Annotated in this window: 22 protein-coding genes and 2 riboswitches; of the genes, 14 read left to right on the top strand and 8 right to left on the bottom strand. The window is 68.3% G+C overall.

Annotated elements, in window-relative coordinates; genetic code table 11:
- Positions 1 to 15: 15 nt before the first annotated feature.
- The 7 genes from AB0E56_RS14340 to AB0E56_RS14310 are packed head-to-tail and all read right to left on the bottom strand — an operon-like array spanning position 16 to position 7,354.
- Positions 16 to 789, bottom strand: a complete 774-nt coding sequence (locus AB0E56_RS14340; RefSeq protein WP_359799962.1) for an SDR family oxidoreductase — start codon at positions 787 to 789, stop codon at positions 16 to 18.
- Between the two features lie 31 nt (positions 790 to 820).
- Entirely contained in the window at positions 821 to 1,768 is a 948-nt protein-coding gene (locus AB0E56_RS14335) for a glycosyltransferase family 2 protein (protein ID WP_359799960.1), read from the bottom strand.
- 22 nt (positions 1,769 to 1,790) lie between these two features.
- Positions 1,791 to 2,927, bottom strand: coding sequence for a cysteine desulfurase family protein (locus tag AB0E56_RS14330; protein ID WP_359799959.1), 1,137 nt, complete (start codon positions 2,925 to 2,927; stop codon positions 1,791 to 1,793).
- A gap of 5 nt (positions 2,928 to 2,932) precedes the next feature.
- Complete coding sequence (nadC, locus tag AB0E56_RS14325; protein WP_359799958.1) at positions 2,933 to 3,784, bottom strand: carboxylating nicotinate-nucleotide diphosphorylase; 852 nt, start codon at positions 3,782 to 3,784, stop codon at positions 2,933 to 2,935.
- Positions 3,784 to 5,307, bottom strand: a complete 1,524-nt coding sequence (gene nadB, locus AB0E56_RS14320; RefSeq protein ID WP_359799956.1) for an L-aspartate oxidase — start codon at positions 5,305 to 5,307, stop codon at positions 3,784 to 3,786. Before nadB ends, nadC begins: the two co-directional genes overlap by 1 nt.
- Positions 5,304 to 6,641 carry a quinolinate synthase NadA gene (nadA, locus tag AB0E56_RS14315; protein ID WP_359799955.1) on the bottom strand — a complete coding sequence of 446 codons (1,338 nt, stop codon included), beginning with the start codon at positions 6,639 to 6,641 and terminating at the stop codon, positions 5,304 to 5,306. Before nadA ends, nadB begins: the two co-directional genes overlap by 4 nt.
- The gene (locus tag AB0E56_RS14310) at positions 6,638 to 7,354 is read right to left on the bottom strand and encodes an NUDIX domain-containing protein (protein ID WP_359799952.1); all 717 of its coding nucleotides are present in this window, start codon (positions 7,352 to 7,354) and stop codon (positions 6,638 to 6,640) included. The genes nadA and AB0E56_RS14310 overlap by 4 nt, the downstream gene beginning before the upstream one ends.
- Before the next feature lie 268 nt (positions 7,355 to 7,622).
- On the opposite strand from AB0E56_RS14310, the gene AB0E56_RS14305 reads away from it, so the two are divergent.
- From AB0E56_RS14305 to AB0E56_RS14245, 13 genes are all read left to right on the top strand, one after another.
- A complete protein-coding gene (locus AB0E56_RS14305) occupies positions 7,623 to 9,311 on the top strand; it encodes an ABC transporter substrate-binding protein (RefSeq protein WP_359799951.1) in 1,689 nt (562 codons plus the stop codon).
- Between the two features lie 40 nt (positions 9,312 to 9,351).
- The gene (locus AB0E56_RS14300; RefSeq protein ID WP_359799950.1) at positions 9,352 to 10,347 is read left to right on the top strand and encodes an ABC transporter permease; all 996 of its coding nucleotides are present in this window, start codon (positions 9,352 to 9,354) and stop codon (positions 10,345 to 10,347) included.
- Positions 10,340 to 11,320 carry an ABC transporter permease gene (locus AB0E56_RS14295; RefSeq protein WP_359799949.1) on the top strand — a complete coding sequence of 327 codons (981 nt, stop codon included), beginning with the start codon at positions 10,340 to 10,342 and terminating at the stop codon, positions 11,318 to 11,320. Before AB0E56_RS14300 ends, AB0E56_RS14295 begins: the two co-directional genes overlap by 8 nt.
- Positions 11,317 to 12,168 carry an ABC transporter ATP-binding protein gene (locus AB0E56_RS14290; RefSeq protein ID WP_359799946.1) on the top strand — a complete coding sequence of 284 codons (852 nt, stop codon included), beginning with the start codon at positions 11,317 to 11,319 and terminating at the stop codon, positions 12,166 to 12,168. Before AB0E56_RS14295 ends, AB0E56_RS14290 begins: the two co-directional genes overlap by 4 nt.
- A complete protein-coding gene (locus AB0E56_RS14285; RefSeq protein ID WP_359799944.1) occupies positions 12,165 to 13,016 on the top strand; it encodes an ATP-binding cassette domain-containing protein in 852 nt (283 codons plus the stop codon). The genes AB0E56_RS14290 and AB0E56_RS14285 overlap by 4 nt, the downstream gene beginning before the upstream one ends.
- A gap of 102 nt (positions 13,017 to 13,118) precedes the next feature.
- Positions 13,119 to 13,213, top strand: a riboswitch (glycine riboswitch).
- A 1-nt stretch (position 13,214) separates the two neighbouring features.
- Positions 13,215 to 13,315: riboswitch (glycine riboswitch) on the top strand.
- Between the two features lie 54 nt (positions 13,316 to 13,369).
- On the top strand, positions 13,370 to 14,476 hold the full coding sequence (gcvT, locus tag AB0E56_RS14280) for a glycine cleavage system aminomethyltransferase GcvT (RefSeq protein ID WP_359799943.1): 1,107 nt from the start codon (positions 13,370 to 13,372) through the stop codon (positions 14,474 to 14,476).
- Positions 14,473 to 14,850: a glycine cleavage system protein GcvH gene (gene gcvH / locus AB0E56_RS14275; protein ID WP_359799942.1), complete on the top strand. Its 378-nt coding sequence runs from the start codon at positions 14,473 to 14,475 to the stop codon at positions 14,848 to 14,850. Before gcvT ends, gcvH begins: the two co-directional genes overlap by 4 nt.
- A gap of 7 nt (positions 14,851 to 14,857) precedes the next feature.
- Positions 14,858 to 17,746 carry an aminomethyl-transferring glycine dehydrogenase gene (gene gcvP / locus AB0E56_RS14270; RefSeq protein WP_359799941.1) on the top strand — a complete coding sequence of 963 codons (2,889 nt, stop codon included), beginning with the start codon at positions 14,858 to 14,860 and terminating at the stop codon, positions 17,744 to 17,746.
- Between the two features lie 217 nt (positions 17,747 to 17,963).
- Complete coding sequence (locus AB0E56_RS14265; RefSeq protein ID WP_359799939.1) at positions 17,964 to 19,589, top strand: ABC transporter substrate-binding protein; 1,626 nt, start codon at positions 17,964 to 17,966, stop codon at positions 19,587 to 19,589.
- 79 nt (positions 19,590 to 19,668) lie between these two features.
- On the top strand, positions 19,669 to 20,598 hold the full coding sequence (locus AB0E56_RS14260) for an ABC transporter permease (RefSeq protein WP_359799937.1): 930 nt from the start codon (positions 19,669 to 19,671) through the stop codon (positions 20,596 to 20,598).
- Positions 20,588 to 21,541, top strand: a complete 954-nt coding sequence (locus tag AB0E56_RS14255) for an ABC transporter permease (RefSeq protein ID WP_359799935.1) — start codon at positions 20,588 to 20,590, stop codon at positions 21,539 to 21,541. Before AB0E56_RS14260 ends, AB0E56_RS14255 begins: the two co-directional genes overlap by 11 nt.
- A complete protein-coding gene (locus tag AB0E56_RS14250) occupies positions 21,538 to 23,262 on the top strand; it encodes an ABC transporter ATP-binding protein (protein WP_359799934.1) in 1,725 nt (574 codons plus the stop codon). The genes AB0E56_RS14255 and AB0E56_RS14250 overlap by 4 nt, the downstream gene beginning before the upstream one ends.
- Positions 23,263 to 23,264: 2 nt before the next feature.
- On the top strand, positions 23,265 to 23,831 hold the full coding sequence (locus AB0E56_RS14245; protein WP_359799932.1) for a PH domain-containing protein: 567 nt from the start codon (positions 23,265 to 23,267) through the stop codon (positions 23,829 to 23,831).
- 30 nt (positions 23,832 to 23,861) lie between these two features.
- On the opposite strand, the gene AB0E56_RS14240 is transcribed toward AB0E56_RS14245, so the two are convergent.
- Positions 23,862 to 24,668, bottom strand: a complete 807-nt coding sequence (locus AB0E56_RS14240) for a type II CAAX endopeptidase family protein (protein WP_359799931.1) — start codon at positions 24,666 to 24,668, stop codon at positions 23,862 to 23,864.
- A gap of 102 nt (positions 24,669 to 24,770) precedes the next feature.
- On the opposite strand from AB0E56_RS14240, the gene typA reads away from it, so the two are divergent.
- Entirely contained in the window at positions 24,771 to 26,684 is a 1,914-nt protein-coding gene (gene typA, locus AB0E56_RS14235; RefSeq protein WP_359799930.1) for a translational GTPase TypA, read from the top strand.
- Positions 26,685 to 26,773 lie beyond the last annotated feature (89 nt).

Below are 26,773 nucleotides of genomic sequence, written 5' to 3'. Positions count from 1 at the left end.
CGGTGTCCGGCGTGGTCAGTGCACCGACAGTCCGCCATCGACGAAGAGCGAGTTCCCCGTGACGTAGGCCGAACCTGCGCCGGCGAGGAACACGGCAGCGCCGGCGAAGTCGTCCGGCAGGCCGTTGCGCCCGATCATGGTTCGCGCAGCGAGCTCGGCGATCTTCTCCGGGTCCTGTTGGAGACGGGCGTTCAGCGGGGTGAGCACGAATCCGGGCACCAGCGTGTTGCTCGTCACGCCCGTCCCGCCCCACGCCTCGGCTTCGGAACGCATGAGCGATTCCACCGCGCCCTTGGAGGCGCCGTACACGCCGCTGCCGACGAACGCGCGGTGCGCCTGCTGTGAACTGATATGGATCAGCCGGCCGTACCCGCGCTCGGCCATCCCCGGCGCGTAGCGCTGCCCGAGCAGGAAAGGTGCGAGGGCGTTGACCGTCATCGTCGCGTCCCAGTCGTCTTCGGTGATCTCGGCGAAAGGCGGTCGGATGTTGATGCCGGCCGAGTTCATCAGGATGTCCGGCTCGCCGAACGGCACGGCGGCGGCTTCGGCGAGGGCATGGATCCCCGCTCTGCTGCCGAGGTCGCCGACGACCCCTGCGACACGGCAGCCGTGCGCACGGAGTTCCTCGACGGTCTCCTCGATGCGGGCCTCGCCGCGGGCCACCACGACCGTCGCGGCCCCGGCGCGGGCGAGCGCGGTGGCGATCCCCTTGCCGATGCCGGAGCTGCCGCCGGTCACGACGGCGGTGCGTCCTTCGAGCGAGAAGAGAGAGGCGAGGTAGTCGTTCATGGAATGTCCAGGTCGGTCGGGGCGGGAGGGGTCACCACGCCAGCGCGGCGGCGATGTCGGGGTCGGGTGAGGCGTCGGCGAATTCGGGGAGGGCATGGAGCTCGCGGACGAAGGCGTCGACCTCCGCGGCGTACGAGGGGTCGGGGTGCGTGTCCGCGATCTCGCGCAGCGGGGCGACGTCCATCGCCAGGATCAGTTCGAGGCGGGCGATGACCGCGTCGCGGGCCCCGGCTTCCCGCAGCACGCTGATGCCTCCTCGGAGCGCCGCGAGGTAATCGCGCAGCACCGTCAGCCGTGCCCTGCTCTGCGTGATCGAGGTCCCGTCGGCGCGGAGCCGCCAGTGGACGACGACATCCGGGATCACGTCGAAGGCGTGCGCCCGCGTGTACATCGACTGCGCGACCACCTGATCTTCGTACGCGACACCTTCGGGGAAGCGGAGATCCTGCCAGAAGCCGGTTCGACTCACCTTCGACCAGGCGACGATGTTCGACACCGCGTGCGGATGTGCGGCGAGCGTGGTGCCCAGACGCTCCGGCGAGGTCGCGGCAGCCACCCACGGCTGCACGCGTCCGGCGACGTAGGCATCGCCACGAGGCCGTGAGCGCACATAGGCGGCGGCGACGAAGTCGCTTCCCGTCCGTTCGAGGGTGCCCGTCATCCGCGCGAGCGCATCGGGGAGCAGCACATCGTCGCCGTCGAGGAACCCGAGGTACGGGGTGTCGACGTGCTCCAGGCCCGCGTTGCGAGCGGCGCCGAGGCCACGCGAGGCCTCGTGGTGGATCGTCTGGAACCGCCCGTCGGCAGCGGCCGCCTCCGCGAAGACGGCTCCCGTGTCGTCGGTCGAGCCGTCGTCGATGAGGATCGCACGCCAGCGCTGCTCGGTCTGCGCGCGCAGGGAGTCGACAGCGGCCGGGGCGAAGGCGGCGATATCTCGGCCGGGGACGATCAGCGTCACGATCGGGGCGGCGGCAGTCACCAGCCGAGTCTATGGCCGTGCGTCATCCTCGAGCCGCGCGCACGGAGTCCGCGACGAGGGCAGCGAGACGCTCCGGGGCATCGGTGGGCAGTGCGTCGCGTCCGAAGGTGAACCGCACGGCGGTCTGGGCGACTTCGGCGGGCACGCCGCAGGCGAGGAGCACGTGCGAGGGGTCGTCGCTGCCGGCGGCGCAGGCTGAGCCGCTCGACGAGATGACTCCGCGGCGCTCGAGTTCGAGCAGGATCGACTCGCCGCTCGTGCCGGCGAAGGTGAAACTCGCCGTCCCCGGGAGGCGGTGATCGCGATCTCCGGTCAGCGTGGCCTCGGGGATGCGATCGAGCACCAGCGCGATGAACCGCGCGGTGGTCGAGCCGACGCGCGACGACACCGTCTCGCGTTCCTGGTCTGCCAGCTCCAGGGCGGTCGCGAGCGCCACGGCCCCCGCGACGTTCTCGGTGCCGGAGCGTCGCCCCCGTTCCTGACCTCCGCCGTGCAGCATGGGCTCGACGGGTACACGCCCACGCACCGCCAACGCTCCGATGCCCTTGGGCGCGCCGAGCTTGTGCCCGGCGATCGACACGGCGTCCGCGCTGAGGGCGTTCAACGCCAGCCAGCCGGCGGACTGCACGGCATCCAGATGCAGCGGCACCCGCGCCGCACGGGTGACGGACGCCAGCGCTGCCGTGTCCTGCACCGTCCCGATCTCGTTGTTCGCATGACCGATCGAGATCAGCGCCGTGTCGTCACGGACGGCCGCGGCGAGTTCCTCCGGTGCGATCCGGCCGCGTGGATCAACGGGGAGGGTCGTCACCTCGACGGAGTGGAACCGTCGCAGGTACGCGGCGGACTCGAGGATCGACTCGTGCTCGATGGGCGAGATCACGAGGTGCCGTCGGCCGCGCTCCAGTGCGGCGAGCACGATGCCCTTGACGGCGAGGTTGTTCGCCTCGGTGCCGCCCGCCGTGAACACGATGTCCCCTGACCGCATCCCCAGCACGCGAGCGACCCGTGCGCGGGCGTCGTCGAGCGCGCTCGCTGCGGCTTCTCCCGCCGTGTGGTGGCTCGACGGGTTCCCGAACACCCCGGTGAGGTAGGGCCGCATCGCCTCGAGCACCTCCGGGCGCACCGGGGATGTCGCGGCATGGTCCAGGTAGAGCACGGTGCTCAGTCGATCCGGAGGTCGAGGCCCAGATCGAGGGCGCGTGCGGAGTGGGTGAGTGCACCGACCGAGATGACGTCGACGCCGGTACGGGCGATCTCGCCGACGGTGTCGAGGGTCACCCCGCCCGACGCCTCCACCGTGGCACGAGCGTCGATCAGCGCGACCCCTTCACGCAGCTCGGCGAGGGAGAAGTTGTCGAGCAGGACGGTGTGCGCCCCGCCCTCGAGCACCGCCGGGATCTGGTCGATCCGGTCGACCTCGACGACGACGTGCGTGGTGTGCGGCAGTCGCGACAGCGCATCGCGCAAGGCCGTCGCGAGGTCGAGGCCCGAGCGCGTGAGGACGGCCAGGTGGTTGTCCTTCGCCATCACGGCGTCCGAGAGCGAGTGACGGTGGTTGCGTCCGCCGCCGGACTCGACCGCGTGCCGCTCGAACGCCCGCAGCCCTGGCGTCGTCTTGCGGGTGTCGGCGATGCGGGCGCCGGTGCCCTCGACCGCGGCGACATAGGCCGCGGTGAGCGTCGCGATGCCGCTCATCCGCTGGGTGAAGTTCAGGGCGACGCGCTCGGCCGTGAGGATGCTGCGTGCGGAGCCGGTGACGGAGGCGAGGACGTCGCCGGGTGCGAATTCGTCGCCGTCTCCGACATGCACGTCCACGGTGAGTTGCGGGTCGGTCAGGGTGAACGCGGCCGCGAAGACGTGGCCGCCGCTGAAGACGCCCGCTTCTCGGGCGACGAGGTCGGCGGTGGCCGTCGCCTCGACAGGGAGCAGGGTGGTGCTGGTGAGGTCGCCCCAGGGTGCGTCTTCTTCCAGGGCTGCTTCGACGGCGCGGTTCAGGGTGGCGCGAGTAAGCATCAGACGGTCTCCAGGATCGGGGGGAGGGTGCCGGTGGATGGGAGATCCTCGCGGGCGACGGCGTCGACGCGATGGTGCGCTCCCACCGAGGCGGTGCGGGCCAGTGCGGCCGAGGCGGTCGCTCGCGCGAGGAGCAGCAGGTTCGCGTCCTCGTGCTCGGCGGGCGTCGTCGGAGCGGGACCGGAGGCCGCCCACCCCTGCAGGATGCGAAGCGCTCGTGCGAGTCCGTCGCCGGTGCGCAGCAGCCCGACCTCGGCCCACATCAGCTCCTGCAGGGCGGTGCGGGTGAACGCGGTCGGCGCGGTGTCGACGTCCTCCGGTGCGCGACCGGCCGGAGGGGGCGTCTCGAGGGCGATCGCCCGCCAGGGCAGGTCCAGGGCGGACGCGGCGCGCGCGCCGAAGACAGCACCTTCCAACAGCGAGTTCGAGGCGAGTCGGTTCGCGCCGTGCACCCCGGTGCGTGCCACCTCGCCGACCGCGAAGAGTCCGGGGATCGTCGTGCGGCCGTCGAGGTCGGTGACGACGCCTCCCATCAGATAGTGCGCGGCGGGCGTCACGGGGATCGGATCGCGCGACCAGTCGAATCCCCGCTCCCGCGTCACCCGGTCGATGGTCGGGAACCGGGCGGCGAGTCGTTCTGCCCCCAGCATCGTGGCGTCGAGTCGCACCGGTGCGTCCTGGGACGCCGCCTGCCTCGCTATCGCGCGGGACACGACGTCGCGCGGTGCGAGTTCGCCGTCGGGGTGGCTGTCGAAGGCGAATCGACGACCGGCGTCGTCGAGGAGCGTCGCGCCTTCGCCGCGCACCGCCTCCGAGATCAGGAACGCCGGACCCGTCGCCAGGATCGTCGGGTGGAACTGGACGAACTCCAGATCTGCGACCGCCGCGCCGGCGCGGAGGGCAGCGGCGATGCCGTCTCCGGTGGTGCCGGCCGGGTTCGTCGTGTGTGCGTAGAGGTGGCCGGCGCCACCGGTGGCGAGGATCACGGCGTCGGCGGGGAGTGCGGCGTGCGCGGTGCCGATCAGCAGGCGCACGCCACGCGCGGCGCCGCCCGCCAGGATGAGATCCGTCAACAGGGCGTGTTCGACGACGGTGATGGACGTGTCCCGGACCGCTGCGACGAGGGCCGCTGTGATCGCCGCCCCTGTGGCGTCCCCTCCGGCGTGAACGATACGTGGGTGGCTGTGCGCGGCCTCCCGCCCGAGCTGCAGCCTGCCGGACGGCGTCCGGTCGAATGCGACGCCGCGGGCGATCAGCTCGGCGATCCTGGACGCCCCGTCTTCGACCAGGACGCGCACGGCCTCGGGGTCGGAGAGACCCGCGCCGGCCTCGATCGTGTCGTCGGCGTGCTGCTGCATCGAATCGTCGGGGCCGTAGATCCCGGCGACGCCACCCTGAGCGAGACCCGTGCATCCGTCTCCGAGCCGACCCTTGGTGACGACGGTCACGGCATGTCCGCGCTCGTGGGCGTGGAGCGCGGCGGTGAGTCCGGCGATGCCGGAGCCGACGACGACGACCTTCATCGCACCGCGGCGGACACCGGCGGCTTCGCCGCGAGCATCCGCTCCAGAGCGACCCGCGCCGGGTCGGCGACGTCGCCGGTGACCGTGATCCGGTTCGGGGTGCGGCCGGCGACCAGCTCCTCGAGCACCCAGGCGAGGTAGCCGGGATGGATCCGATACATCGTCGAGCAGGGGCACACCACGGGGTCCAGGCAGAAGATCTCGTGCTGCGGATACTGTGCTGCGAGCCGGCGCACGAGGTTGATCTCGGTGCCGATCGCGAACGTCGTCGGTTCGGCAGCCTCATCGATCGCGCGCCGGATGTACTCGGTGGAGCCGGACTCGTCGGCGGCGTCGACGACCTCCATCGGGCACTCCGGGTGCACGATCACCCGCACGCCGGGGTGCTCGGCGCGGGCCTGATCGATCTGACCGACGGTGAAGCGCCGGTGCACCGAGCAGAAGCCGTGCCACAGGATCACACGAGAATCGACGAGATCGGCGGCCGTGGAACCGCCGAGCGCTCGCCGCGGGTTCCACATCGGCATCTGATCGAGCGGCACGCCCATCGCCTTGGCGGTGTTGCGCCCCAGGTGCTGGTCGGGGAAGAACAGCACCCGCCGTCCGCGCTCGAACGCCCACTCCAGCACGGTCTGCGCGTTGGACGAGGTGCACACGATCCCTCCGTGTCGCCCGACGAAGCCCTTGATCGCGGCCGAGGAGTTCATGTAGGTCACGGGGATCACGGGGACGCGCCCGTCTTCGTCCGGTGTGTCGAGGTCGCCGAAGACATCCTCGAGCTGTTCCCAGCAGTCCTCGACCTGGTCGATGTCGGCCATGTCGGCCATCGAGCACCCGGCGGCGAGGTTCGGAAGGATCACGGCCTGCTCCGGCTTCGACAGCAGGTCGGCCGTCTCGGCCATGAAGTGCACTCCGCAGAAGACGATGGCCTCGGCGTCCGCTCTGCCCTTGGCCGCGGTGGCGAGCTGGAAGGAGTCTCCGACGTAGTCCGCGTGCTGCACGACCTCCTCGCGCTGGTAGAAGTGTCCGAGGATCACGACCCGGTCCCCGAGTGTGGCCTTCGCCGCGCGGATGCGACGGTCGAGGTCCTCTTCCGACGCCTCGCGGTACTCGACGGGGAGGTCGCCCTGGCGCGGGGCGCCGGTGGGGATGACGTCGCCCATCGACGAGCCGGGGCCGTAGCCGGGGCGGCTGTCGAAGTCCCACGGCCCGGCGGCGAGGTCGGTCGCACAGGTGGCATCGGTCGAGGCGCCGGAGACGATCGCCTGGATCGCGTGATCCACGGAAGGGTCCAGCGCGGGAACGGCGGGAGCGGGTACGAAGGTGATGCTCATCGGGTGCTCGTTTCTTCGGGGCCGAGGGGGCCGCGATCGGCCAGCTCGACATCGGTGTTGTCGCGGTACAGACGTGCAGGACGGTGGCTCCCGGTGCGAAATCGCTCGGTGGGGAGCAGGTTGCCCGCCGCCTCGACCTGGCGTCGGAAGTTCGCAGGGTCGAGGCTCCTTCCGAGGATGGCCTCGTAAGCCTCTCGGAGTTCGGCGAGCGTGAACTCCGCAGGAAGGAACCCTTGCGCGACGCGGCTGTAGCCGACCTTGTTGCGCAGCCGCCACAGGGCGTAGTCGACGATCTTCGAGTGATCGAACGCGAGGTGCGGCAGCTGGTCGACGTCGAACCACTGCACGTTCTCCGGCGCTCTTCCCGTCGCGCGGTGTGCGGCGATCTGCGCCGTCACGTCGTCCTGGCGGAGAAGTGCCCAGTACACGATCGAGACGACCCTGGTGGGGGAGCGGTCGACGGCGCCGAAGGCGTAGAGCTGCTCGAGGTAGCTGGGGGCGAGTCCTGTCGTCTCCGCGAGCGTGCGTGCGGCCGCGTCGACGGGCGATTCGGCAGGCGTCAGCCATCCCCCGGGGAGCGCCCACTGCTCAGCGAAGGGCTCGCGGGTGCGCAGCACAAGGGGGAGTGCGAGCACCGCGCCGCCGTCATCCGTGCGCCGCAGCGTGAGGATGACCGTCGATACGGCGACCCTGATGTCGCTGCTTCGAGTCATAGACACCTTAACCTCCGAGATCGATCTTAGTGTCATCCAGACTCTTAGGGCGCCCGTGTGACACATCTCGGCGTCGAGTCCGAAACGTTATCTCTCGGGCACATGAGGGCTTGTCTCCCCGTGAAGGGGTTTGTTAGGTTACTGTCCTAACAAACCCCTTCGGGAGTGGCCGTGGTCGCATCCCGAGGCCCACGAACCCCGCGTCCGGGGTTCTGCTCCATCCGGAGCGATCCCTCCTGCAGTGCAGCACCGAGAGGAAACAAGAGAAATGATCCGAAACGGAAGGCGCAAGATTGCGCTCACCGCGATTGCCGGAGCATCCGTCCTCGCCCTGGGCCTCACCGCCTGTGGTGGCGGAAGCGACAGCGGCGACGCCGACGGCGATCGGGCCCTGCGTGTCTGGGCCGGCAGCCAGACGCCGATCGCCGCGAACTACAACCCGTTCGCCCCGACCGTGCTCCACGGCGCGCTCGGGCCGATCTACGAACCGCTGTTCTTCTACAACAAGACGGCGGACTCCGAGCCGGTCGGCCTCATCGGCGACTCGTTCGAGTACAACGAAGACGGCACGGTGATCACGGTCACCATCAAGCCCGACCTCAAGTGGAGCGACGGCGAGCCTCTCACCGCGAAGGACGTCGCCTTCTCCTTCAACTACGAGGCCAACAACCCCGAGGGCAACGGCCTGGTCTCGGCGGAGGCCACCGACGACACGACCGTGGTGCTCACCTACGCCTCGGCGCAGTACACCACCGAGTTCCAGCGCATGGGCTCGAGCTACATCCTCCCCGAGCACATCTGGAAGGACGTGAAGGACTTCGCCGACTTCACGAACGAGGAGCCCGTCGGCTCCGGCCCCTACGTCGTCGACAAGACCACGAGCGAGTCGTACACCCTCGTCGCGAACGAGAACTACCGCGACGCGGATGAGCTCGGCGTCAAGAAGGTGCAGTACATCGCGGTCGACAACAACCAGACCGCTCAGGACCTGCTCGCCGCCGGCAAGCTCGACTGGACCGGCATGTTCATCCCGAACCCGGACGACGTGACCGGCAACGGCAAGATCGAGTGGATCAACACCCCGCAGGACCCGACGGTGCTGTACACCTGCTCCAACGCCGAGCTCGGCTGCACCGGACCGCAGACCGACGTCGCCGTCCGTCAGGCGCTCAACGTCGCGATCGACCGCGCGACGATCAAGGACAAGGCGTTCGTCGGACTCACCGGTGACATCTCGCCCGCCTTCACGCTGCTCCCTCGCGATGAGAAGTGGCTCGCCGACCCCGCGAATGAGGTCAGCCCCCAGGAGGCCGACGCCGCCGAGGCGGGAGCGATCCTCGAAGCCGCTGGCTACACGAAGGGCTCCAGCGGCATCTATGAGAAGGACGGCGTCCCGCTCGAGATCACGCTCACCTCGGTCGACGGCTGGACCGACTACAACGACGCAGCGAAGCTGATCGCCGAGCAGGCGGAGGCCGCCGGCATCAAGATCACGGCGTCGACCGTGCAGTGGCAGGAGTTCTCCGACTCGCGTCAGGGCGGCGAGTTCCAGCTGATCGTCGGCGGCGTGATCGGCACATCCGTCGCGGACCCGTTCCAGATCTACCGTGACTGGTTCGGCGGAACGGCCGTCGAGTCGACCAGCCCGGTGGGCACCGAGGTGCCGGCAGGCCGCTGGAACTTCAGCCGCTACAGCAACCCGACGGTCGACGCGGCCATCCAGTCGGCCATCAGCACGAACGACGAGGCGACGAAGAAGGAGCTCTACGCGACGATCCAGACCGAGATCGCGCGCGACCTGCCGTACATCCCGCTCGTCATCAACGCCACGCAGACCTTCTACAACACGAAGGACTACACGGGCTGGCCGACCGAGGAGGACCTGTACGCCTTCCCGCCGTCCTGGGGCGCGATCGCTGCGGGTTACGTCCTGACGCAGTTGCAGCCGGTCAAGTAGCGAGAGGAGCCGGGGAAGAGGGAAGTCAGGAAACAGTGACATGAAGTTCTATGCACGAAGAATCGGGTTCTACGCGTTCACGCTCTGGGCCGCGATCTCCATCAACTTCCTTCTTCCCCGGCTCATGCCGGGGAACCCGGCGGATATCATGATCGCCAAGATGCAGCGGGCCGGCGGCGACGTCTCCGAGACCACGATCCGCAACATCAAGCTCCTGCTCGGGGGAGACGACTCCTCCCTCTGGGACCAGTACTTGGCGTACTGGGGCCGGATGTTCCAGGGCGACCTGGGGGTGTCCGTCACGAAGTTCCCCACCCCGGTGTCGGAGCTCATCGCCGGGGCGCTGCCGTGGACGCTCGTCCTCGTGGGCACCGCGACAGTCATCTCCTTCGTCCTCGGCGTCGTCCTCGGCGCCTGGGCCGGATGGAAACGCGGCACCTGGGTCGATCACCTGATCCCCGCCACCACCGTCCTGCAGTCGATCCCGTACTTCTGGATGGCTCTGATCCTCGTGGCCGTGTTCGCGGTCGGCCTGGGGTGGTTCCCCATCTTCGGGGGCTACGACGTGTTCGACTTCCCGGACGGCCCCGAGCCGACCTGGGCGTTCTTCTCCGATGCCGTCTCGCACTCGCTCCTCCCCGCGATCACGATCGTGATCAGCTCGGTCGGCGGCTGGATGTTCGGGATGCGCAACATGATGGTCTCCACGCTGGCCGAGGACTACGTGCTCACGGCCGAGGCCAAGGGCCTGCGTCCGCGACGCATCATGACCACGTACGCCGCCCGCAACGCCGCGATCCCCTCGATCGCCGGCTTCTCGATCACGCTCGGCTTCGTGGTCGCCGGTTCCATCGTCATGGAGCAGGTGTTCACCTATCCCGGCGTTGGCAAGCTGATGTTCCAGGCGGTCACCAACAACGACTACGCACTCATGCAGGGGCTGTTCCTCGTGATCACCATCACGGTGCTCGTCGCCAACTTCTTCATGGACCTCGTCTATGGCTTCATCGACCCGAGGGCGCGCCAGAATGTCTGACACGAAGAATCCGCTCCTGACTCAGGAGCCTCCGACCACCGCCCCGGCGAGCACCGTCTCGCTGGCTACGCAGCGGCTGGACCGCAAGCGTCGCCGCATCCTTCCGAGCACCTCGCCGAAGTTCATCGTCGGGTCGATCCTGGTTCTCGCCATCGTGCTCTTCGCGATCGTCGCGCCGTTCTTCACGCAGAACCCGCGCAGCACCGACAACCCCGCACTCGCCGCTCCCTCGGCGGAGCACTGGCTCGGCACGACCAAGCTCGGCAACGACGTGCTCGCCCAGCTCGCGATCGGCGCGCAGGGCTCGCTCCTGATCGGCGTCACGGCCGGCGGCATCGCCATCGTGCTGTCGCTCCTGTTCGGTGTTCTCGCGGGATACCTGGGCGGCTGGCGCGAAGACATCCTGGCGCTGCTCACGAACGTGATGATCGTGATCCCCGGTCTCCCGCTCGTGATGGTCATCGCCTCCTTCGTCCCGCAGCGCAGCTGGCAGCTCGTCGCGTTCGTGCTCGGGATCACTTCCTGGGCCGGCGCTGCGTACGTGCTGCGCCTGCAGACCCGTTCGCTGCGCACCCGCGACTACGTGTACGCCTCGAAGGTCGCCGGCGAGAAGTCCCTGCGCGTGATCCTCGTGGAGATCATGCCCAACCTGCTGCCGCTGTTGACGGCGCAGTTCCTGTTCGCGATCATCTTCGCGATCCTCGGGGAAGCGGGACTGTCGTATCTGGGTCTCGGCCCGAACTCGTCGATCACCTGGGGTTCGATCCTCAACGATGCGCAGTCGGGACAGGCCCTCGGACGCGGTGCGTGGTGGTGGTTCGTCCCACCGGGCATCATGATCGCGATCCTCGGCGCCGGCCTCGCACTCATCAACTTCGCGATCGACGAGGTCATCAACCCGAAGCTGCGCAATGCGCCCGATGCGGCCCGTCGCGTGCGCAAGGCCGCCAAGACCAAGGGGGTCACCGCATGAGCGAGGCGGTGCTGACAGCCAGGAACGTGTCGATCGAGTACGAGGTCGACCCGCCGGTGAAAGCCGTGCGGAACGTGTCGTTGACGCTGCACCGCGGCGAGATCCTCGGGCTCGCGGGGGAGTCGGGCTGCGGCAAGACGACGCTCGCGTACGGGATGAACCGCCTGCTCAAGGCCCCGGCGCTGATGACCGAGGGCGAGATCGTCTTCCATGACCGCGACGGGCACGACATCGACATCGTCGGCCTCGACGGCGAAGGGCTCCGTGCCTTCCGCTGGGACAAGATCTCGATGGTGTTCCAGGGGGCGATGAACTCCCTCAACCCGGTCATCAGCGTCAAGGCGCAGATCTTCGACATCTTCGACACCCATCGCCCGGGGATGAGCAGGAAGGCGAAGACGGCGCGGGCCGAGGAGCTGCTCTCGCTCGTGGGAGTCGACCCGATCCGGCTCACGAGCTTCCCGCACGAGCTGTCCGGCGGTATGCGTCAGCGCATGATGATCGCGATGGCCCTGGCGCTCGATCCGCAGGTCATGATCATGGACGAGCCGACCACCGCACTCGATGTCGTCGTCCAGCGCGGCATCATCCGCGAGATCATGCGGTTGCGCGAGAAGCTCGGCTTCGCGGTGATCTTCATCACCCACGACCTGCCCATGCTCATCGAGATCAGCGACCGGATCGCGGTCATGCTGCAGGGACGGATCGTCGAGGAGGGGACGGCGGAGGAGATCTACCGCACCCCGCAGCACGAGTACACGAAGCGGCTGTTGTCGAGTTTCCCGTCGCTGACGGGTGAGCGGGGCGACTTCGTTCGCACCGGTGTGAGCCAGGAGGGCGTCCGATGAGCGTTGCCATGCCGACTGCGACCCTGGAGGCGCGGAATCTGGTCAAGGACTTCCACCTGCGCTCCGGGTTCCGCACGAGCGTCCTGCACGCGGTGAAGGATGTGTCGTTCACGATCGAGGCGGGGAAGACCGTCGCGCTGGTGGGCGAATCCGGGTCGGGGAAGTCCACGATCGCACGCATGCTGATGAAGCTGGAGACGCCGACGAGCGGGGAGATCCTGCTCGACGGGAAGCCGTCGGGGACGCGGGGTCATGCACTCGAGCGGTACCGGTCGGACGTGCAGATGGTGTTCCAGGACCCGTTCGCGTCCTTGAACCCGTTCCACACCATCGTGCATCATCTGGAGCGCCCGATCCGCCTCCACCACCCGGAGCTCTCCCGAGCGCAGGTGAGGGAACGCGCCGTCGAACTGCTCGAGCGTGTGCGGCTGACCCCCGGCGAGAGCTTCGCGGAACGTCGACCGCACGAGCTGTCGGGCGGGCAGCGGCAGCGCGTCGCGATCGCGCGTGCGCTCGCTCCCGGCGCCCGGTTCATCGTGGCCGACGAGCCGGTGTCCATGCTCGACGTGTCCATCCGCCTCGGCGTGCTGAACCTCCTGGCCGATCTGCAGCGTGAGGAGAACCTCGGCGTGCTCTACATCACGCATGACCTGGCCACGGCTCGGCACTTCTCCGACGAGATCATGGTGCTCTACAAGGGCGATGTCGTCGAGCGGGGTCGGGCTGACGACGTCATCCTCAATCCGCAGCACGAGTACACCAAGACGCTTCTCGGCGCCGCGCCGGAGCCGGAGAACCTCGGACGCCTCCGCGACGAGGTCCGAGCCGAGCTCGCCCTCGACGTCTGAGCCCGGGGCGGGCTTCGCCGCGTCGCTGATGAGTGTGTCGAGTGGACGCGGATCCGTGGGAGCGACCGGCTAGACTGAGGCGCACAACTGAAGACAGGCCGAATGACCCCCGCGGGAGAGCCCCGGCGAACGCAGCCGGGCACCGAAGGAGCAAGCCTCCCCGCCAATCTCTCAGGTATGCGTACCGCGCGGTTCCGGCCACTCTGAAAAGCGATCCGGAGCGAAGCGACGGATCCGCCGACGGTGAAAGCCCCGCATCTGTGCACGGGCGAAGCTCTCAGGCCCATGACAGAGGGGGAGTTCCGAGGTATGGCGATGCCGTCATGCCGCCCGTACGCACCCGGGAGAACTCCATGTCCGATCCTCGCTACACCCCGCTCCGAGAACGCCACGAGTCGCTCGGCGCCTCGTTCACCGACTTCGGCGGCTGGCAGATGCCCGTCCGCTACACCTCCGACCTCGCCGAACATCATGCCGTGCGGGGAAGCGCCGGAATCTTCGACATCTCGCACATGGCCGAGTTCACCGTCCGAGGCGGTGCGGCCGGTGAATTCCTGGACTACGCGCTCGCGGGGCGCCTGTCGGCGCTGTCCGTCGGCAAGGCGAAATACTCGCTCCTGCTCGCCGAGTCCGGCGGGATCATCGACGACGTGATCGTCTACCGCCTCGCCGACGACGACTTCCTCATCATCTCCAACGCCGGCAACAGGGAGGCCATGTCGACGGCGCTCACCGCCCGTGCCGAAGGCGTCGACGTCGCGGTCGAGGATGTCTCCGACGCGTACGCCCTCATCGCCGTGCAAGGTCCGCAGGCCGAGGCGGTGCTCGCAGCGACGGATGAGATCACCGACGTGAGCACGCCGTGGTCGGAGCAGAAGTACTACGCCTGGGCGTCCGCGCGGTTCTCGGGGGAGCCGCTTCTGCTCGCGCGCACGGGCTACACGGGGGAGGACGGTTTCGAGCTCCTCGTCCCCGCCGCGCTCGCGGGAGCACTGTGGGACGCGCTCCTCGCCGCGGGAGAGCCGCGTGGGCTGGTCCCGGCGGGCCTCGCCGCCCGCGACACTCTGCGCCTCGAGGCCGGAATGCCGCTGTACGGACACGAGCTCACCCTCGAGACCGTACCCGCCCAGGCCGGACTCGGACGCGTCGTGGTGACCGCGAAGGAGCGGTTCGTCGGCAAGGAGGCGATCGAGCCCGCACCGGACGCGCCGGTGCTCGTGGGACTCGTCGCGGAGGGCAAGCGTGCAGGGCGCGCGGGCTACGCCGTGGTCGATGCCGACGGCGCAGCGCTCGGAGAGATCACCAGCGGTGCGCTCAGTCCGACGCTCGGCCACCCGATCGCGATGGCCTATGTGCATCCTTCTTCCGCTGCGGAGGGAACCGCAGTATTCCTTGATGTGCGGGGGACCAGCATCCCCGCGACCGTGACCGCCCTGCCTTTCTACCGGAGGACCAAATGACCGACCTCAATGCACTCCACTACACCGATGAGCACGAGTGGATCGCCGCGGACGGCGGCACCGTGACCATCGGCATCACCGACTACGCCGCCGAGAAGCTGGGCGACGTCGTGTTCGTCGAACTGCCCGCCGTCGGCACCGAGGTCACCGCCGGATCGGTGGTCGGCGAGATCGAGTCGACCAAGTCGGTGGGCGAGCTGTACGCCCCGGTGTCCGGCACGGTCGTCGAGATCAACGACGCGGCCGTGGACGACCCGTCTCTCGTGAACTCCGCCCCGTTCGAGGGTGGCTGGCTCCTCAAGGTCGAGGTCGCCGACGGCGCACTCGACGGACTGCTCGACCGCGACGCCTACGTCGCTCTCACGGAGGGCTGATCTCCCAGTGGTAGCTTTCGCCGATCGTCACATCGGACCCACGGATGCCGCGCAGCGCACGATGCTCGACGCGCTCGGCATCGACACCTCGGAAGCGGATGAGACGCTGACCCCGGTCGAGCAGCTCATGCGCCAGGCCGTGCCCGCGTCGATCTACACGGGCCCGTCAGATGCCGCATCGCTGATCCCGGTGGCGGCGAGTGAGACCGAGGCCCTCGCCGAGCTGCGCAGCCTCGCCTCGCGCAACACCGTGAACCGCCCGATGATCGGCATCGGCTACTACGGAACCATCACGCCGCAGGTGATCCAGCGCAACGTGCTGGAGAACCCGTCCTGGTACACCGCGTACACCCCGTACCAGCCGGAGATCTCGCAGGGGCGTCTGGAGGCGCTCATCAACTTCCAGACGATGGTCGCCGAGCTCGCGGGGCTGACCACGGCGAATGCGTCGATGCTCGACGAGTCGACGGCGGTGGTCGAGGCCATGCTGCTGGCTCGACGCGCCTCGAAGTCCGCCTCGAACGTGTTCGCGGTCGACGCCGATGCCCTCCCGCAGACCGCGGCGATGCTGGCGACGCGCGCACACGCACTCGGGATCGAGCTCGTCACGGTCGACTTCGCCGCGGGCGAAGAGCTGCCGGAGAGCCTGTTCGGCGTCTTCGTGCAGTATCCCGGTGCATCCGGTCGGGTCTGGGATCCGTCGGCGGTGTTCGACGCCGTGCACCTGGCCGGCGGGCTCGCGATCGCGGCGGCCGACCTGCTCGCTCTCACACTGATCGCCTCACCGGGGTCCCTCGGCGCCGACGTCGCCGTGGGGACGACCCAGCGCTTCGGCGTGCCGATGGGCTTCGGCGGTCCGCACGCGGGCTACATGGCGGTGCGTTCCGGGCTCGAGCGTCAGCTCCCCGGGCGCCTGGTGGGGGTCTCGGTCGATGCCGACGGCAAGCCGGCCTATCGGCTGTCGCTGCAGACGCGCGAGCAGCACATCCGGCGGGAGAAGGCGACGTCGAACATCTGCACCGCGCAGGTGCTGCTCGCCGTGATGGCGTCGATGTACGCCGTGTATCACGGTCCCGACGGGCTGCGGGCGATCGCTTCGGCAGCGGCGAGCAAGGCAGCCCTCCTGCGCGACTGGCTGACCGAGGCCGGAGCCGAGGTGGTGCACGACTCCTTCTTCGACACGCTCACGGTGCGGGTTCCCGGTCGGGCGGACGAGCACGCCGCGCAGGCCCGCGACGGCTACGGCATCCTGCTCAGAGTGGCCGACGCCGACACGATCGGCATCTCGGTCGATGAGACCACCACGGTGGCGGAGCTGCACCAGGTGTCGATGGTCTTCGGCGGTGCCAAGGAACGCGTGTTCGGGTTCTCCGACGGTGCTGACGCCCTGCCTGCGGAGCTGCGTCGGCAGGATGAGTTCCTCACGCACCCGGTGTTCCACGCGCATCGGAGCGAGACCGCCATGATGCGGTACCTGAAGAGCCTCTCCGATCGTGACTACGCGCTCGACCGCGGCATGATCCCTCTGGGTTCGTGCACCATGAAGCTCAACGCCGCCACCGAGATGGCCGCCATCACGTGGCCGGAGTTCGCCGGCATCCACCCGTTCGCGCCGGCGGCCGACGTGCAGGGGTACCTCGAGCTCATCGAACAGCTCGAGGGGTGGCTCGCCGAGGTGACCGGGTACGACGCCGTCTCGCTGCAGCCGAACGCGGGTTCGCAGGGGGAGCTGGCGGGGCTTCTCGCGATCCGGGGGTACCACCACGCGAACGGAGACGAGCACCGCACCGTGTGCCTGATCCCGTCATCGGCGCATGGCACGAACGCGGCATCCGCTGTCCTGGCGGGCATGAAGGTCGTCGTCGTGGCGACCGACGAGCTCGGCAACGTCGACCTCGACGACCTGCGCGCCAAGATCGCGGTGCATGCCGATGATCTGTCGGCCCTCATGATCACGTACCCCTCGACGCACGGCGTCTACGAGGAGCAGGTCGTCGAGATCACGAGCGCCGTCCACGACGCGGGAGGGCAGGTCTACGTCGACGGCGCCAACCTGAACGCTCTGCTCGGCTACGCACGTTTCGGCGACCTCGGCGGCGACGTCTCGCACCTGAACCTCCACAAGACGTTCGCCATCCCGCACGGTGGTGGCGGCCCCGGTATCGGTCCGGTGGCCGCGAAAGCCCACCTCGCGCCGTTCCTGCCGTCGCACCCGCTCGCGCAGCGCGCGGAGCACTTCGGCGGTTTCACCTTCGACGGCGGCGTCATCTCGGCCGCGCCCTACGGTTCCGCGGGGATCCTGCCCATCTCGTGGGCGTACGTGCGCATGATGGGCGCCGATGGACTGCGTCGCGCAACGGCGGCCGCGGTCCTCTCCGCGAACTACATCGCCGAACGCCTCGGCTCGCATTTCCCCGTGCTCTACACGGGTGAGAACGCGCGCGTCGCGCACGAGTGCATCCTCGATCTCCGGCCGCTCAAGGAAGCGACCGGGATCACCGTCGACGACGTCGCCAAGCGCTTGATCGACTACGGATTCCATGCGCCGACGATGTCGTTCCCGGTCGCGGGCACCCTCATGGTCGAGCCGACGGAGTCGGAGGATCTCGACGAGATCGAGCGGTTCATCGAGGCCATGATCATGATCAAGGCCGAGGCGGATGCCGTGGCGGCCGGGCGCTGGCCCGCCGACGACAACCCGCTCGTGCACGCGCCCCACACGGCGGTCTCGCTGATCGCGGGGGAGTGGAATCACGCCTACACGCGGGAGGACGCCGCATATCCGGTTCGTGCACTCGTCGCGGGCAAGTACTGGCCTCCGGTGCGCCGCATCGATCAGGCGTACGGCGACCGCAACCTCGTGTGCGCGTGCCCTCCCGTCGAGGCCTTCGCCTGAGTCCGTGCTCGTCTGAGCAGACGGCGCCGCGCTTCCGTGCAGGAGGCGCGGCGCCGCGCGTATTTCCGCGTGTTTCGGGGAAATTACGGATGGTCACCACTCAGTAACAGTTCGTTAGCTGAGGACGGCGGCGGCGAGACCCCGGGTTACGCTCAGGTATCCCTGCGTGCTCGATGGTGAGCGTGCAGACTCAGCACTGTCCACAGGAGGACGAAAAGTGAAAAGAAACAAGACTGCCCTCGCGGGTATCGGTCTGCTCTCCGTCGGCGCCATCGCCCTGGCGGGGTGCGCATCCGGCGACGACAACGGCAGCGGTGAAGGCGGCGGCGAGGCTTCGACCGGCATCGTCACGGTTCAGAGCAACGAGCCCCAGAACCCGCTCCTGCCCGCAGTGACCAACGAGGTCGGCGGCGGACTCGTTCTGCAGAACATCTTCGCCGGTCTCGTCTACTACGAAGCCGATGGCGCTCTCGCCAACGACCTCGCCGAGTCGATCGAGTCGGACGACAACCAGACCTGGACCATCAAGATCAAGGAGGGCGAGGAGTTCAGCGACGGCACCCCCGTGACCGCTGAGTCCTTCACCGAGGCATGGCAGTACGCCGCGTCCGACCCCGCCTTCGAGAACCAGTGGTGGTTCGCGAACTTCGCCGGCTACAGCGCCGACGCCGTGAAGGAAGACTCCCTCTCGCTCGATGTCGTCGACGACACGACCTTCACGGTCGAGCTCGCCGCGCCGCAGTCGGACTTCCCGACCACGCTCGGCTACCAGGTGTTCGCACCGCTTCCCGAGTCGTTCTTCGACGACCCCGAGGCGTTCGGCCAGGCCCCCGTCGGCAACGGCCCGTACGTTCTGGACAAGTGGGAGCACGACTCCGTGATCTCGCTGCTGCCGAACGAGAGCTACGACGGTCCGCGCAAGGCCATGAACGGCGGAGTCGACCTCGTCAGCTACGCCACCGCTGAGGCCGCGTACACCGACCTGCTCTCGGACAACCTCGACGTGATCAACCCCGGCGTGCCGCCGACGGCTCTGGCCACGTACAAGGACGACCTGGGCGACCGTGCCGTCGACCAGCCGGCCGCGATCTGGGAGGGTCTGACCATCCCGTCGCGCCTCGCGCACTTCGGCAACGACGAAGAGGGCAACCTCCGCCGCCAGGCGATCTCCTACGCGATCGACCGCGACGAGGTCACCGACGTGATCTTCGAGGGCACGCGCACGCCCGCCGTCGACTACACCTCGCCCGTCATCGCGGGCTGGAACGACGAGATCGCCGGCTCCGAGGTCACGCACGCCGACGCCGCCAAGGCGAAGGACCTGTGGGCTCAGGCCGACGCCATCTCGCCGTGGAGCGGCACGTTCACCATCGCGTACAACGCCGACGGCGGCCACCAGCCGTGGGTCGACGCCGTGTCGAACCAGATCAAGAACACGCTCGGCATCGACGCCGCCGGTCAGTCCTTCCCCGACCTGGCGACGCTCCGCGAGGAGATCAAGAACCGCTCGCTGAACGCGGCGACGCGTTCGGGCTGGCAGTTCGACTACCCGGGTGCATACAACATCCTGGGTGCGCTGTTCATCACCGGCGCCGGCTCCAACGACGGCGACTACTCGAACCCCGAGTACGACCAGCTCGTGCAGGAGGGTGCGACGGCACCGTCGGTCGAAGAGGGCAACAAGCTCTTCGAGCAGGCGCAGGAGGTCCTGTTCAAGGACCTGCCCGTCCTCCCGCTGTGGTACCGCTCGACCAACGCCGGCTTCTCGACGCTCGTCGACAACGTCGAGTACGGCTGGGACAGCTGGCCGATCGTCTACGAGATCACCAAGGCCGGCGAGTAACACTCCCGCTCTGATCTGAACCCGCCGTGCGGGGCGATGCGAAATGCGTCGCCCCGCACGGCGCGGTTCGGTTCACGCTATGACTGCCTACATCATTCGTCGCCTGCTCCAGGCGATACCCGTCTTCCTCGGGGCGACCTTCCTGATCTTCTCGATGGTCTTCCTGCTACCAGGTGACCCGATCCTCGCGCTGTTCGGCGACAAGACGCCGACCGACGCGCAGTACGCCGCCCTGCAGGCGCAGTACCACCTGGACCAGCCGTTCTTCACGCGCTACCTGATCTACCTCGGCGACCTGTTCCGGGGCGACCTGGGAACGACCTTCCGCGGCCAGAGCGTCAATGAGATCCTCGCCGCGAAGTTCCCCGTCACCCTGCGACTCGCGCTGCTGGCGATCGTCATCCAGCTGCTCTTCGGTGTGGTCGTCGGCCTCATCTCGGGGCTGCGCAAGAACAGCCTCTTCGACCACGCCTCGATGCTGCTGAGCCTCGTGCTCATCTCGATCCCGGTGTTCGTGCTCGCCTTCATCGCGCAGTACTTCCTCGCGATCGAGTTGCATCTGTTCCGGCCGACCGTCGGCAGAGGCGCGCCATGGTCCGACCTGATATTGCCGGCGATCGTCCTCGCCGCGCTCAACTTCGCCTACGTCGTCCGCCTCACCCGCAACTCGGTCATCGAGACGCGTCAGCAGGACTTCGTGCGGATGGCCTTCGGCAAGGGGCTCCCCACGCGGCGCGTCATCCCGGTGCACGTGCTGCGCAACTCGCTCATCCCCGTGACGACGAACCTCGCTGCCGACTTCGGCATCCTGATCGTCGGCGCCACCGTCACCGAGGGCGTGTTCAACGTGCCAGGCATCGGAAACGAGCTGTTCAAGGCCATCAACCAGCACGACGGGCCGGAGATCGTCTCGATCGTGACCGTGCTCGTCGTGATCTACGTCCTGGTCAACCTGTTCATCGACCTGCTCTACGGTGTGCTCGACCCGAGGATCCGCTATGTCCGATAACCGTCCCACCCGCCGTATGGCGCACTACGTGGCCGAAGCCGACGAGGGCGGCCTCGGCGCCGTCGACGCCGTCCGGGTCAGCGAACGCAAGAGCAACCTGTGGCTCGACGCCTGGCGTGACCTCCGTGGCCGCTGGATGTTCTGGACCGCCGGCGTCTTCGTCGTGATCCTGGTCATCATCGCGTCGTTCCCCGACCTGTTCGCTCCGGTCGATCCCTTCGCCTGCTCGCTGTCCGACTCGAACGCCGGACCCCGAGAGGGGCACCCGTTCGGGTTCAACTTCCAGGGCTGCGACGTGTACTCGCGCGTCGTCCACGGTGCAGGCACCTCGCTGTCGGTCGGCATCCTGGTGACCATCATCATCGCCGCCATGGGAATCGTGATCGGCGCTTTCGCCGGCTTCTTCGGAGGCTGGATCGACTCGCTGCTCATGCGCATCGGCGACATGTTCTTCGCGATCCCCTACGTGCTGGCCGCTGTCGTCATCATGTCGATGTTCCTGGACAACCGGAACATCCTCGTGGTCTCGCTCGCGATCGGCTTCTTCGGGTGGCCCGCCGTGGCGCGCATCCTCCGCGCCGAGATCCTGCGGGTGCGCTCGGCCGACTACGTGATGGCATCGGAGGCGCTCGGGGTCTCCCGGGTGCGCACGATGTTCTCGCACGTCATGCCCAACTCGATCGCTCCGGTGATCGTGCTCAGCACGGTCGGTCTGGCCGCGGCCATCACGGCCGAGGCCACCCTGTCCTTCCTGGGAGTCGGCCTGCCGCCGGAGTTCATCTCCTGGGGCAACGACATCGCGCAGGCGCAGATCCGTCTGCGTACCGATCCGATGCCGCTGATCTATCCGTCGATCGCTCTCTCGCTCACCGTGCTGTCCTTCATCATGCTCGGCGAGACGGTGCGTGACGCGCTCGACCCGAAGGCGAGGGCACTGCGATGACCGCCGACCACAACACCGACGTCCCTCTGCTCTCGATCGAGAACCTCGAGGTCGCGTTCAAGACGCAGGACGGCTTCGTGCCGGCCGTGCGCGGCGTGAGCTTCGACATCTACCCCGGCGAGACCATGGCGATCGTGGGCGAATCCGGTTCGGGCAAGTCGACCACCGCGCACGCGATCATCAACCTGCTGCCCGGCAGCGGGAAGATCACCGGTGGCGCCGTCAAGTTCGAAGGCCGCGACCTGACGAAGCTCGGGCGCTCCGAGATCGAGCATGTGCGAGGCAACCTCATCGGCCTGGTTCCCCAGGACCCGATGAACAGCCTCAACCCCGTGCACCGCATCGGGTTCCAGGTCGAGGAGACGATCCTCGCGAACGGACAGGCGGATGGCCGCAAGGCCGCACGCAAGCGTGCGATCCAGGTGCTGCAGGAGGCAGGGCTCGCCGACGCGGACCGGCGTCTGCGTCAGTTCCCGCACGAGTTCTCGGGCGGCATGCGCCAGCGCGTCCTCATCGGCATCGGTCTCTCGTCCGATCCGAAGCTGCTGATCGCCGACGAGCCCACCAGCGCGCTCGACGTCACGGTGCAGAAGCGCATCCTCGATCACCTCGACACCCTCACGAAGGAGCGCAACACCGCGGTCCTGTTCATCACGCACGACCTCGGCCTCGCCGCCGAGCGCGCCGAGAACCTCGTCGTGATGCACCGCGGTCGCATCGTCGAGTCGGGCCCCGCGCTGGAGATCCTGCAGAATCCGCAGCACCCGTACACGCAGCGCCTGGTCGCCGCGGCGCCGAGCCTGGCGTCGAAGCGCATCCAGACCGCCGTGTCCGGCGATGCGGATCCTCTCGCCGAGGTGCTGACGGAGGCCACGGGTACGGTCGATCTCGCGTCGATCGCACACACCGAGGCCGTTCCGGCCGAGCCCGTCATCGAGTTCCGCGACGTCACGAAGGTCTACAAGATCCGGGGGAGCGGCTTCCGCTCCACCGACTTCACGGCCGTCGACAAGATGTCGTTCCAGGTGCCCAAGGGCTCCACGATGGCGATCGTCGGCGAGTCCGGTTCGGGCAAGTCGACCGCGGCCAAGATGCTGCTGCGGCTGGAGCACAAGACGTCGGGATCGATCCTCGTGAACGGCCGCGACACCGACACGCTCTCCCGGCCGGAACTCCAGGCCCTGCGTCGCCAGATGCAGCCGGTGTTCCAGGACCCCTACGGATCCTTGGACCCGCTGCACAACATCGGCAACACCGTGGCGGAGCCGCTGCGCGTGCACGGGGTGGGAGACAGTGCGTCGCGGCGCAAGCGCGTGCTCGAGGTGCTCGATCAGGTGGCGCTCCCTTCGAGCGTCGCCGAAAGGTATCCGAACGAGTTGTCCGGCGGCCAGCGACAGCGCGTCGCGATCGCCAGGGCGCTGGCGCTCAAGCCGGAGATCGTCGTGCTGGACGAGGCCGTGTCGGCGCTGGACGTCCTGGTGCAGGCACAGGTGCTGAACCTGCTCGCCGAGCTCCAGTCCGAGCTGGACCTGACCTATCTGTTCATCACGCACGACCTCGCCGTCGTTCGTGTGATCGCGGACCGGGTCTGCGTCATGGAGCAGGGTCGCGTCGTCGAGCACGGCACCGTGGACGACATCTTCGCGAACCCGCAGCAGGAGTACACCGAGCGTCTGCTCCAGGCGATCCCCGGTGCGGCGATCACGCTCGGCGGCCACTGACCGTGAGTGGGAGCGAGCAGTCGGAGGGTGTGCGGACGTTCCGCGCGCCCTCCGGCCCCGCCGCGGTGGTCATCGGGTCGCTGCTTGCCGTGTTCCTGCTCGGCGATGCCGTCCTGCGAGCAGGCTGGGGGCAGATGCTCCTGCTGGCGCCGTGGGTCCTCCTCGTGCTGTGGATCGTGTACGTGAACTCCTTCGCATCGGCGGTGCGCATCGACGATGAGGGCGTCGTGGTGCAGAACCTGCTCCGCCGCATCGAGTTCGGCTGGCGACGGGTGCGCGACGTGGAGCTGCGCTGGCAGCTGGTGTTCTCTCTCGACGACGGCAGCGATGTGTCGTGCTACGGCGGTCCCGCGAAGGCGGGTTCGTTCCGGATGCCGACGCGCGGCGACGGTGAGGAGCGGGTGCCGGCGGGGCTCCGTGCGCTGGCCGAGATCGAGCAGCGCAGGGACGCGGCGTCGCTCGCCGCGGATGCGCCGATCCGCCGGCGCTGGGACCGCCCGGCGTTGGTCGCGCTCGCGGTGATCGTCGTGTGGGCGATCCTCGCGATCCTCATCGCGAACGCGGGCTGACCGGCCCCCGCTCAGCCGGATCGACCTCTCTCAACCGGGGAGGCCGAACAGGTCGGGCCACATCGCCGCGGCCCAGGGGTAGCCGACGAATGCTGCGGCGTCGATCAGGAAATGCGCGACCAGGAACGGCATCAGTCGTCCGCTGCGCTGGTAGAGCCAGCCGAACAGCAGACCCATCGCGAGGTTGCCGATGAACGCGGGGTACCCCTGGTAGAGGTGATAGCTCGCGCGCAGGACCGCGGTGCCGACGATGATCGACCATGGTCCCCAGCCGAGCTGTCTGAGCCGGGTGAAGAGGTAGCCGAGGAGCACGACCTCTTCCTGCAGCGCGGCGCGCGCCGCGGACAGCAGCAGCACGGGCACGGTCCACCAGTAGGCGTCGATCCCCGCGGGGTCGATCGCGACCGTGAGACCGAGCGCACGTCCGGCGAAGTAGAGCCCGAGCCCGGGGATGCCGATCGCGAGCACGAGGATGACGCCTCGTCCGACATCCGCGCCGGTCTTCCTGCCGTCGAGGCCGAGTAGTCCCAGGTGCGGCCGCCTGGACTGCCAGAGCAGGAAGCACACCAACAGCACAGGGACGAGCGAGAATCCGATCGCGAGCACCTGGTAGATGAGGTCGAAGGCCTCCCTGTCGCTGCGGGAGGGGTTGAGCTTCGCGACCTGATCGGCGATCGGCACCTCATCGGTGAGGCGGTAGACGAGCTGCACGACCGCGTACACCGCCGACTGGCCGAGCCCCAGTGCCAGGACGATCGAGATCTCCCACCACAGCCGCGCGCGGGACGGAGCGGGGGAGAGGTCGGGGAGGTCCAACGGAGCCTGCGGTCGGGTCACGATCTCGATGCTACGACCTGCTTTTCAGGAACACGCCCTGAGCTTGCGTTATCCTGAAACGTCGGCTTCCCGGCGAAACCCCACATCTTTTAGGACACCTGCATGGCGCACGCCCTTCGCTCTGACCTCCGCAACGTCGCAATCGTCGCCCACGTCGACCACGGCAAGACGACCCTCGTCGACGCCATGCTGCGTCAGACGGGCTCCTTCGGTGAACACGCCCACGTCGATGAGCGCGCCATGGACTCGAACGACCTGGAACGTGAGAAGGGCATCACGATCCTCGCCAAGAACACGGCGATCACCTACAAGGGCAAGCACGCCGGCGGCAAGGAGATCACGATCAACGTGATCGACACCCCGGGTCACGCCGACTTCGGCGGAGAGGTCGAGCGCGGCCTGTCGATGGTCGACGGCGTCGTGCTGCTCGTCGACGCGAGCGAGGGCCCGCTGCCGCAGACCCGCTTCGTGCTGCGCAAGGCGCTCGAGGCCAAGCTCCCCGTCATCCTCCTGGTCAACAAGACCGACCGCCCCGACGCCCGCATCGCGGAGGTCGAGGAAGAGGCGCACGACCTGCTGCTCGGTCTCGCCTCCGACCTGGTCGACGACGTGCCCGACCTCGACGTCGACGCACTGCTCGACGTGCCGGTGGTGTACGCGTCCGGTCGTGCCGGCGCCGCATCGCAGAACCGCCCCGCCGACGGATCGCTGCCGGACAACGACGACCTCGAGCCGCTGTTCGAGGCGATCCTCGAGCACGTGCCCGCTCCGGAGTACGACGACGAGCACCCGCTGCAGGCCTGGGTGACGAACCTCGACTCCAGCCCGTTCCTCGGCCGCCTCGCGCTGCTCCGCATCTTCAACGGCACGCTGAAGAAGGGCCAGACCGTGGCCTGGGTGCGAGCGGACGGCACGCACCAGAACGCGCGCGTCACCGAGCTGCTGAAGACCCGTGCTCTCGAGCGCTACCCTGCCGAATCCGCCGGCCCCGGCGACATCGTCGCCATCGCCGGATTCGAGAACATCACGATCGGCGAGACGATCGCCGACCCCGAGGACGTGCGCCCGCTGCCGGCCATCACGGTCGACGACCCCGCCATCTCGATGACGATCGGCACCAACACCTCGCCGCTCATGGGCAAGGTCAAGGGGCACAAGCTCACCGCTCGGATGGTCAAGGACCGTCTCGACAAGGAGCTCATCGGAAACGTCTCGCTCAAGGTCGTCGACATCGGACGACCGGATGCGTGGGAGGTGCAGGGCCGCGGAGAGCTCGCCCTCGCCATCCTCGTCGAGAACATGCGCCGTGAGGGCTTCGAGCTCACCGTCGGCAAGCCGCAGGTGGTCACGAAGAAGATCGACGGCAAGACGTACGAGCCGTTCGAGCACCTCACGATCGACACGCCGGAGGAGCACCTCGGCGCGATCACTCAGCTCCTCGCGAACCGCAAGGGGCGCATGGAGAACATGACCAACCACGGCACCGGCTGGGTGCGCATGGAGTTCATCGTCCCCTCGCGCGGCCTGATCGGCTTCCGCAGCGAGTTCCTCACCACGACCCGTGGCACCGGCATCGCGAACGCGATCTCGCACGGCTACGAGCCCTGGGCCGGTTCGATCACCACGCGTCAGAACGGTTCGATCGTCGCCGACCGTCAGGGTGTCGTCACCCCGTTCGCGATGATCGCCCTGCAGGAGCGCATGTCGTTCTTCGTGCAGCCGACGCAGGAGGTCTACGAGGGCATGGTCATCGGCGAGAACTCGCGCGCCGACGACATGGACGTGAACATCACCAAGGAGAAGAAGCTCACCAACATGCGTGCGGCGAGCTCCGACACCTTCGAGTCGATGACACCGCCCCGCGTGCTGACGCTCGAGGAGAGCCTCGAGTTCGCGCGCGACGACGAATGCGTCGAGGTCACGCCCGAGGCCGTCCGCATCCGCAAGGTCAACCTCGACGCGAACACCCGCGCACGGGAGACCGCGCGTCTGAAGCGTCAGGACGCGAACGCCTGAGACATCGTCGGACACAGCTCCGCGGAAGAGGGTCTCGCACCGCCGAAAGGCGCGTGCGAGGCCCTCTTCTCACGTAAATCCCAGGTGAG

The organism is Microbacterium sp. NPDC028030, from assembly GCF_040637855.1.
GTDB lineage: Bacteria > Actinomycetota > Actinomycetes > Actinomycetales > Microbacteriaceae > Microbacterium.
This window is presented reverse-complemented; position numbering and strand designations above follow the sequence as displayed.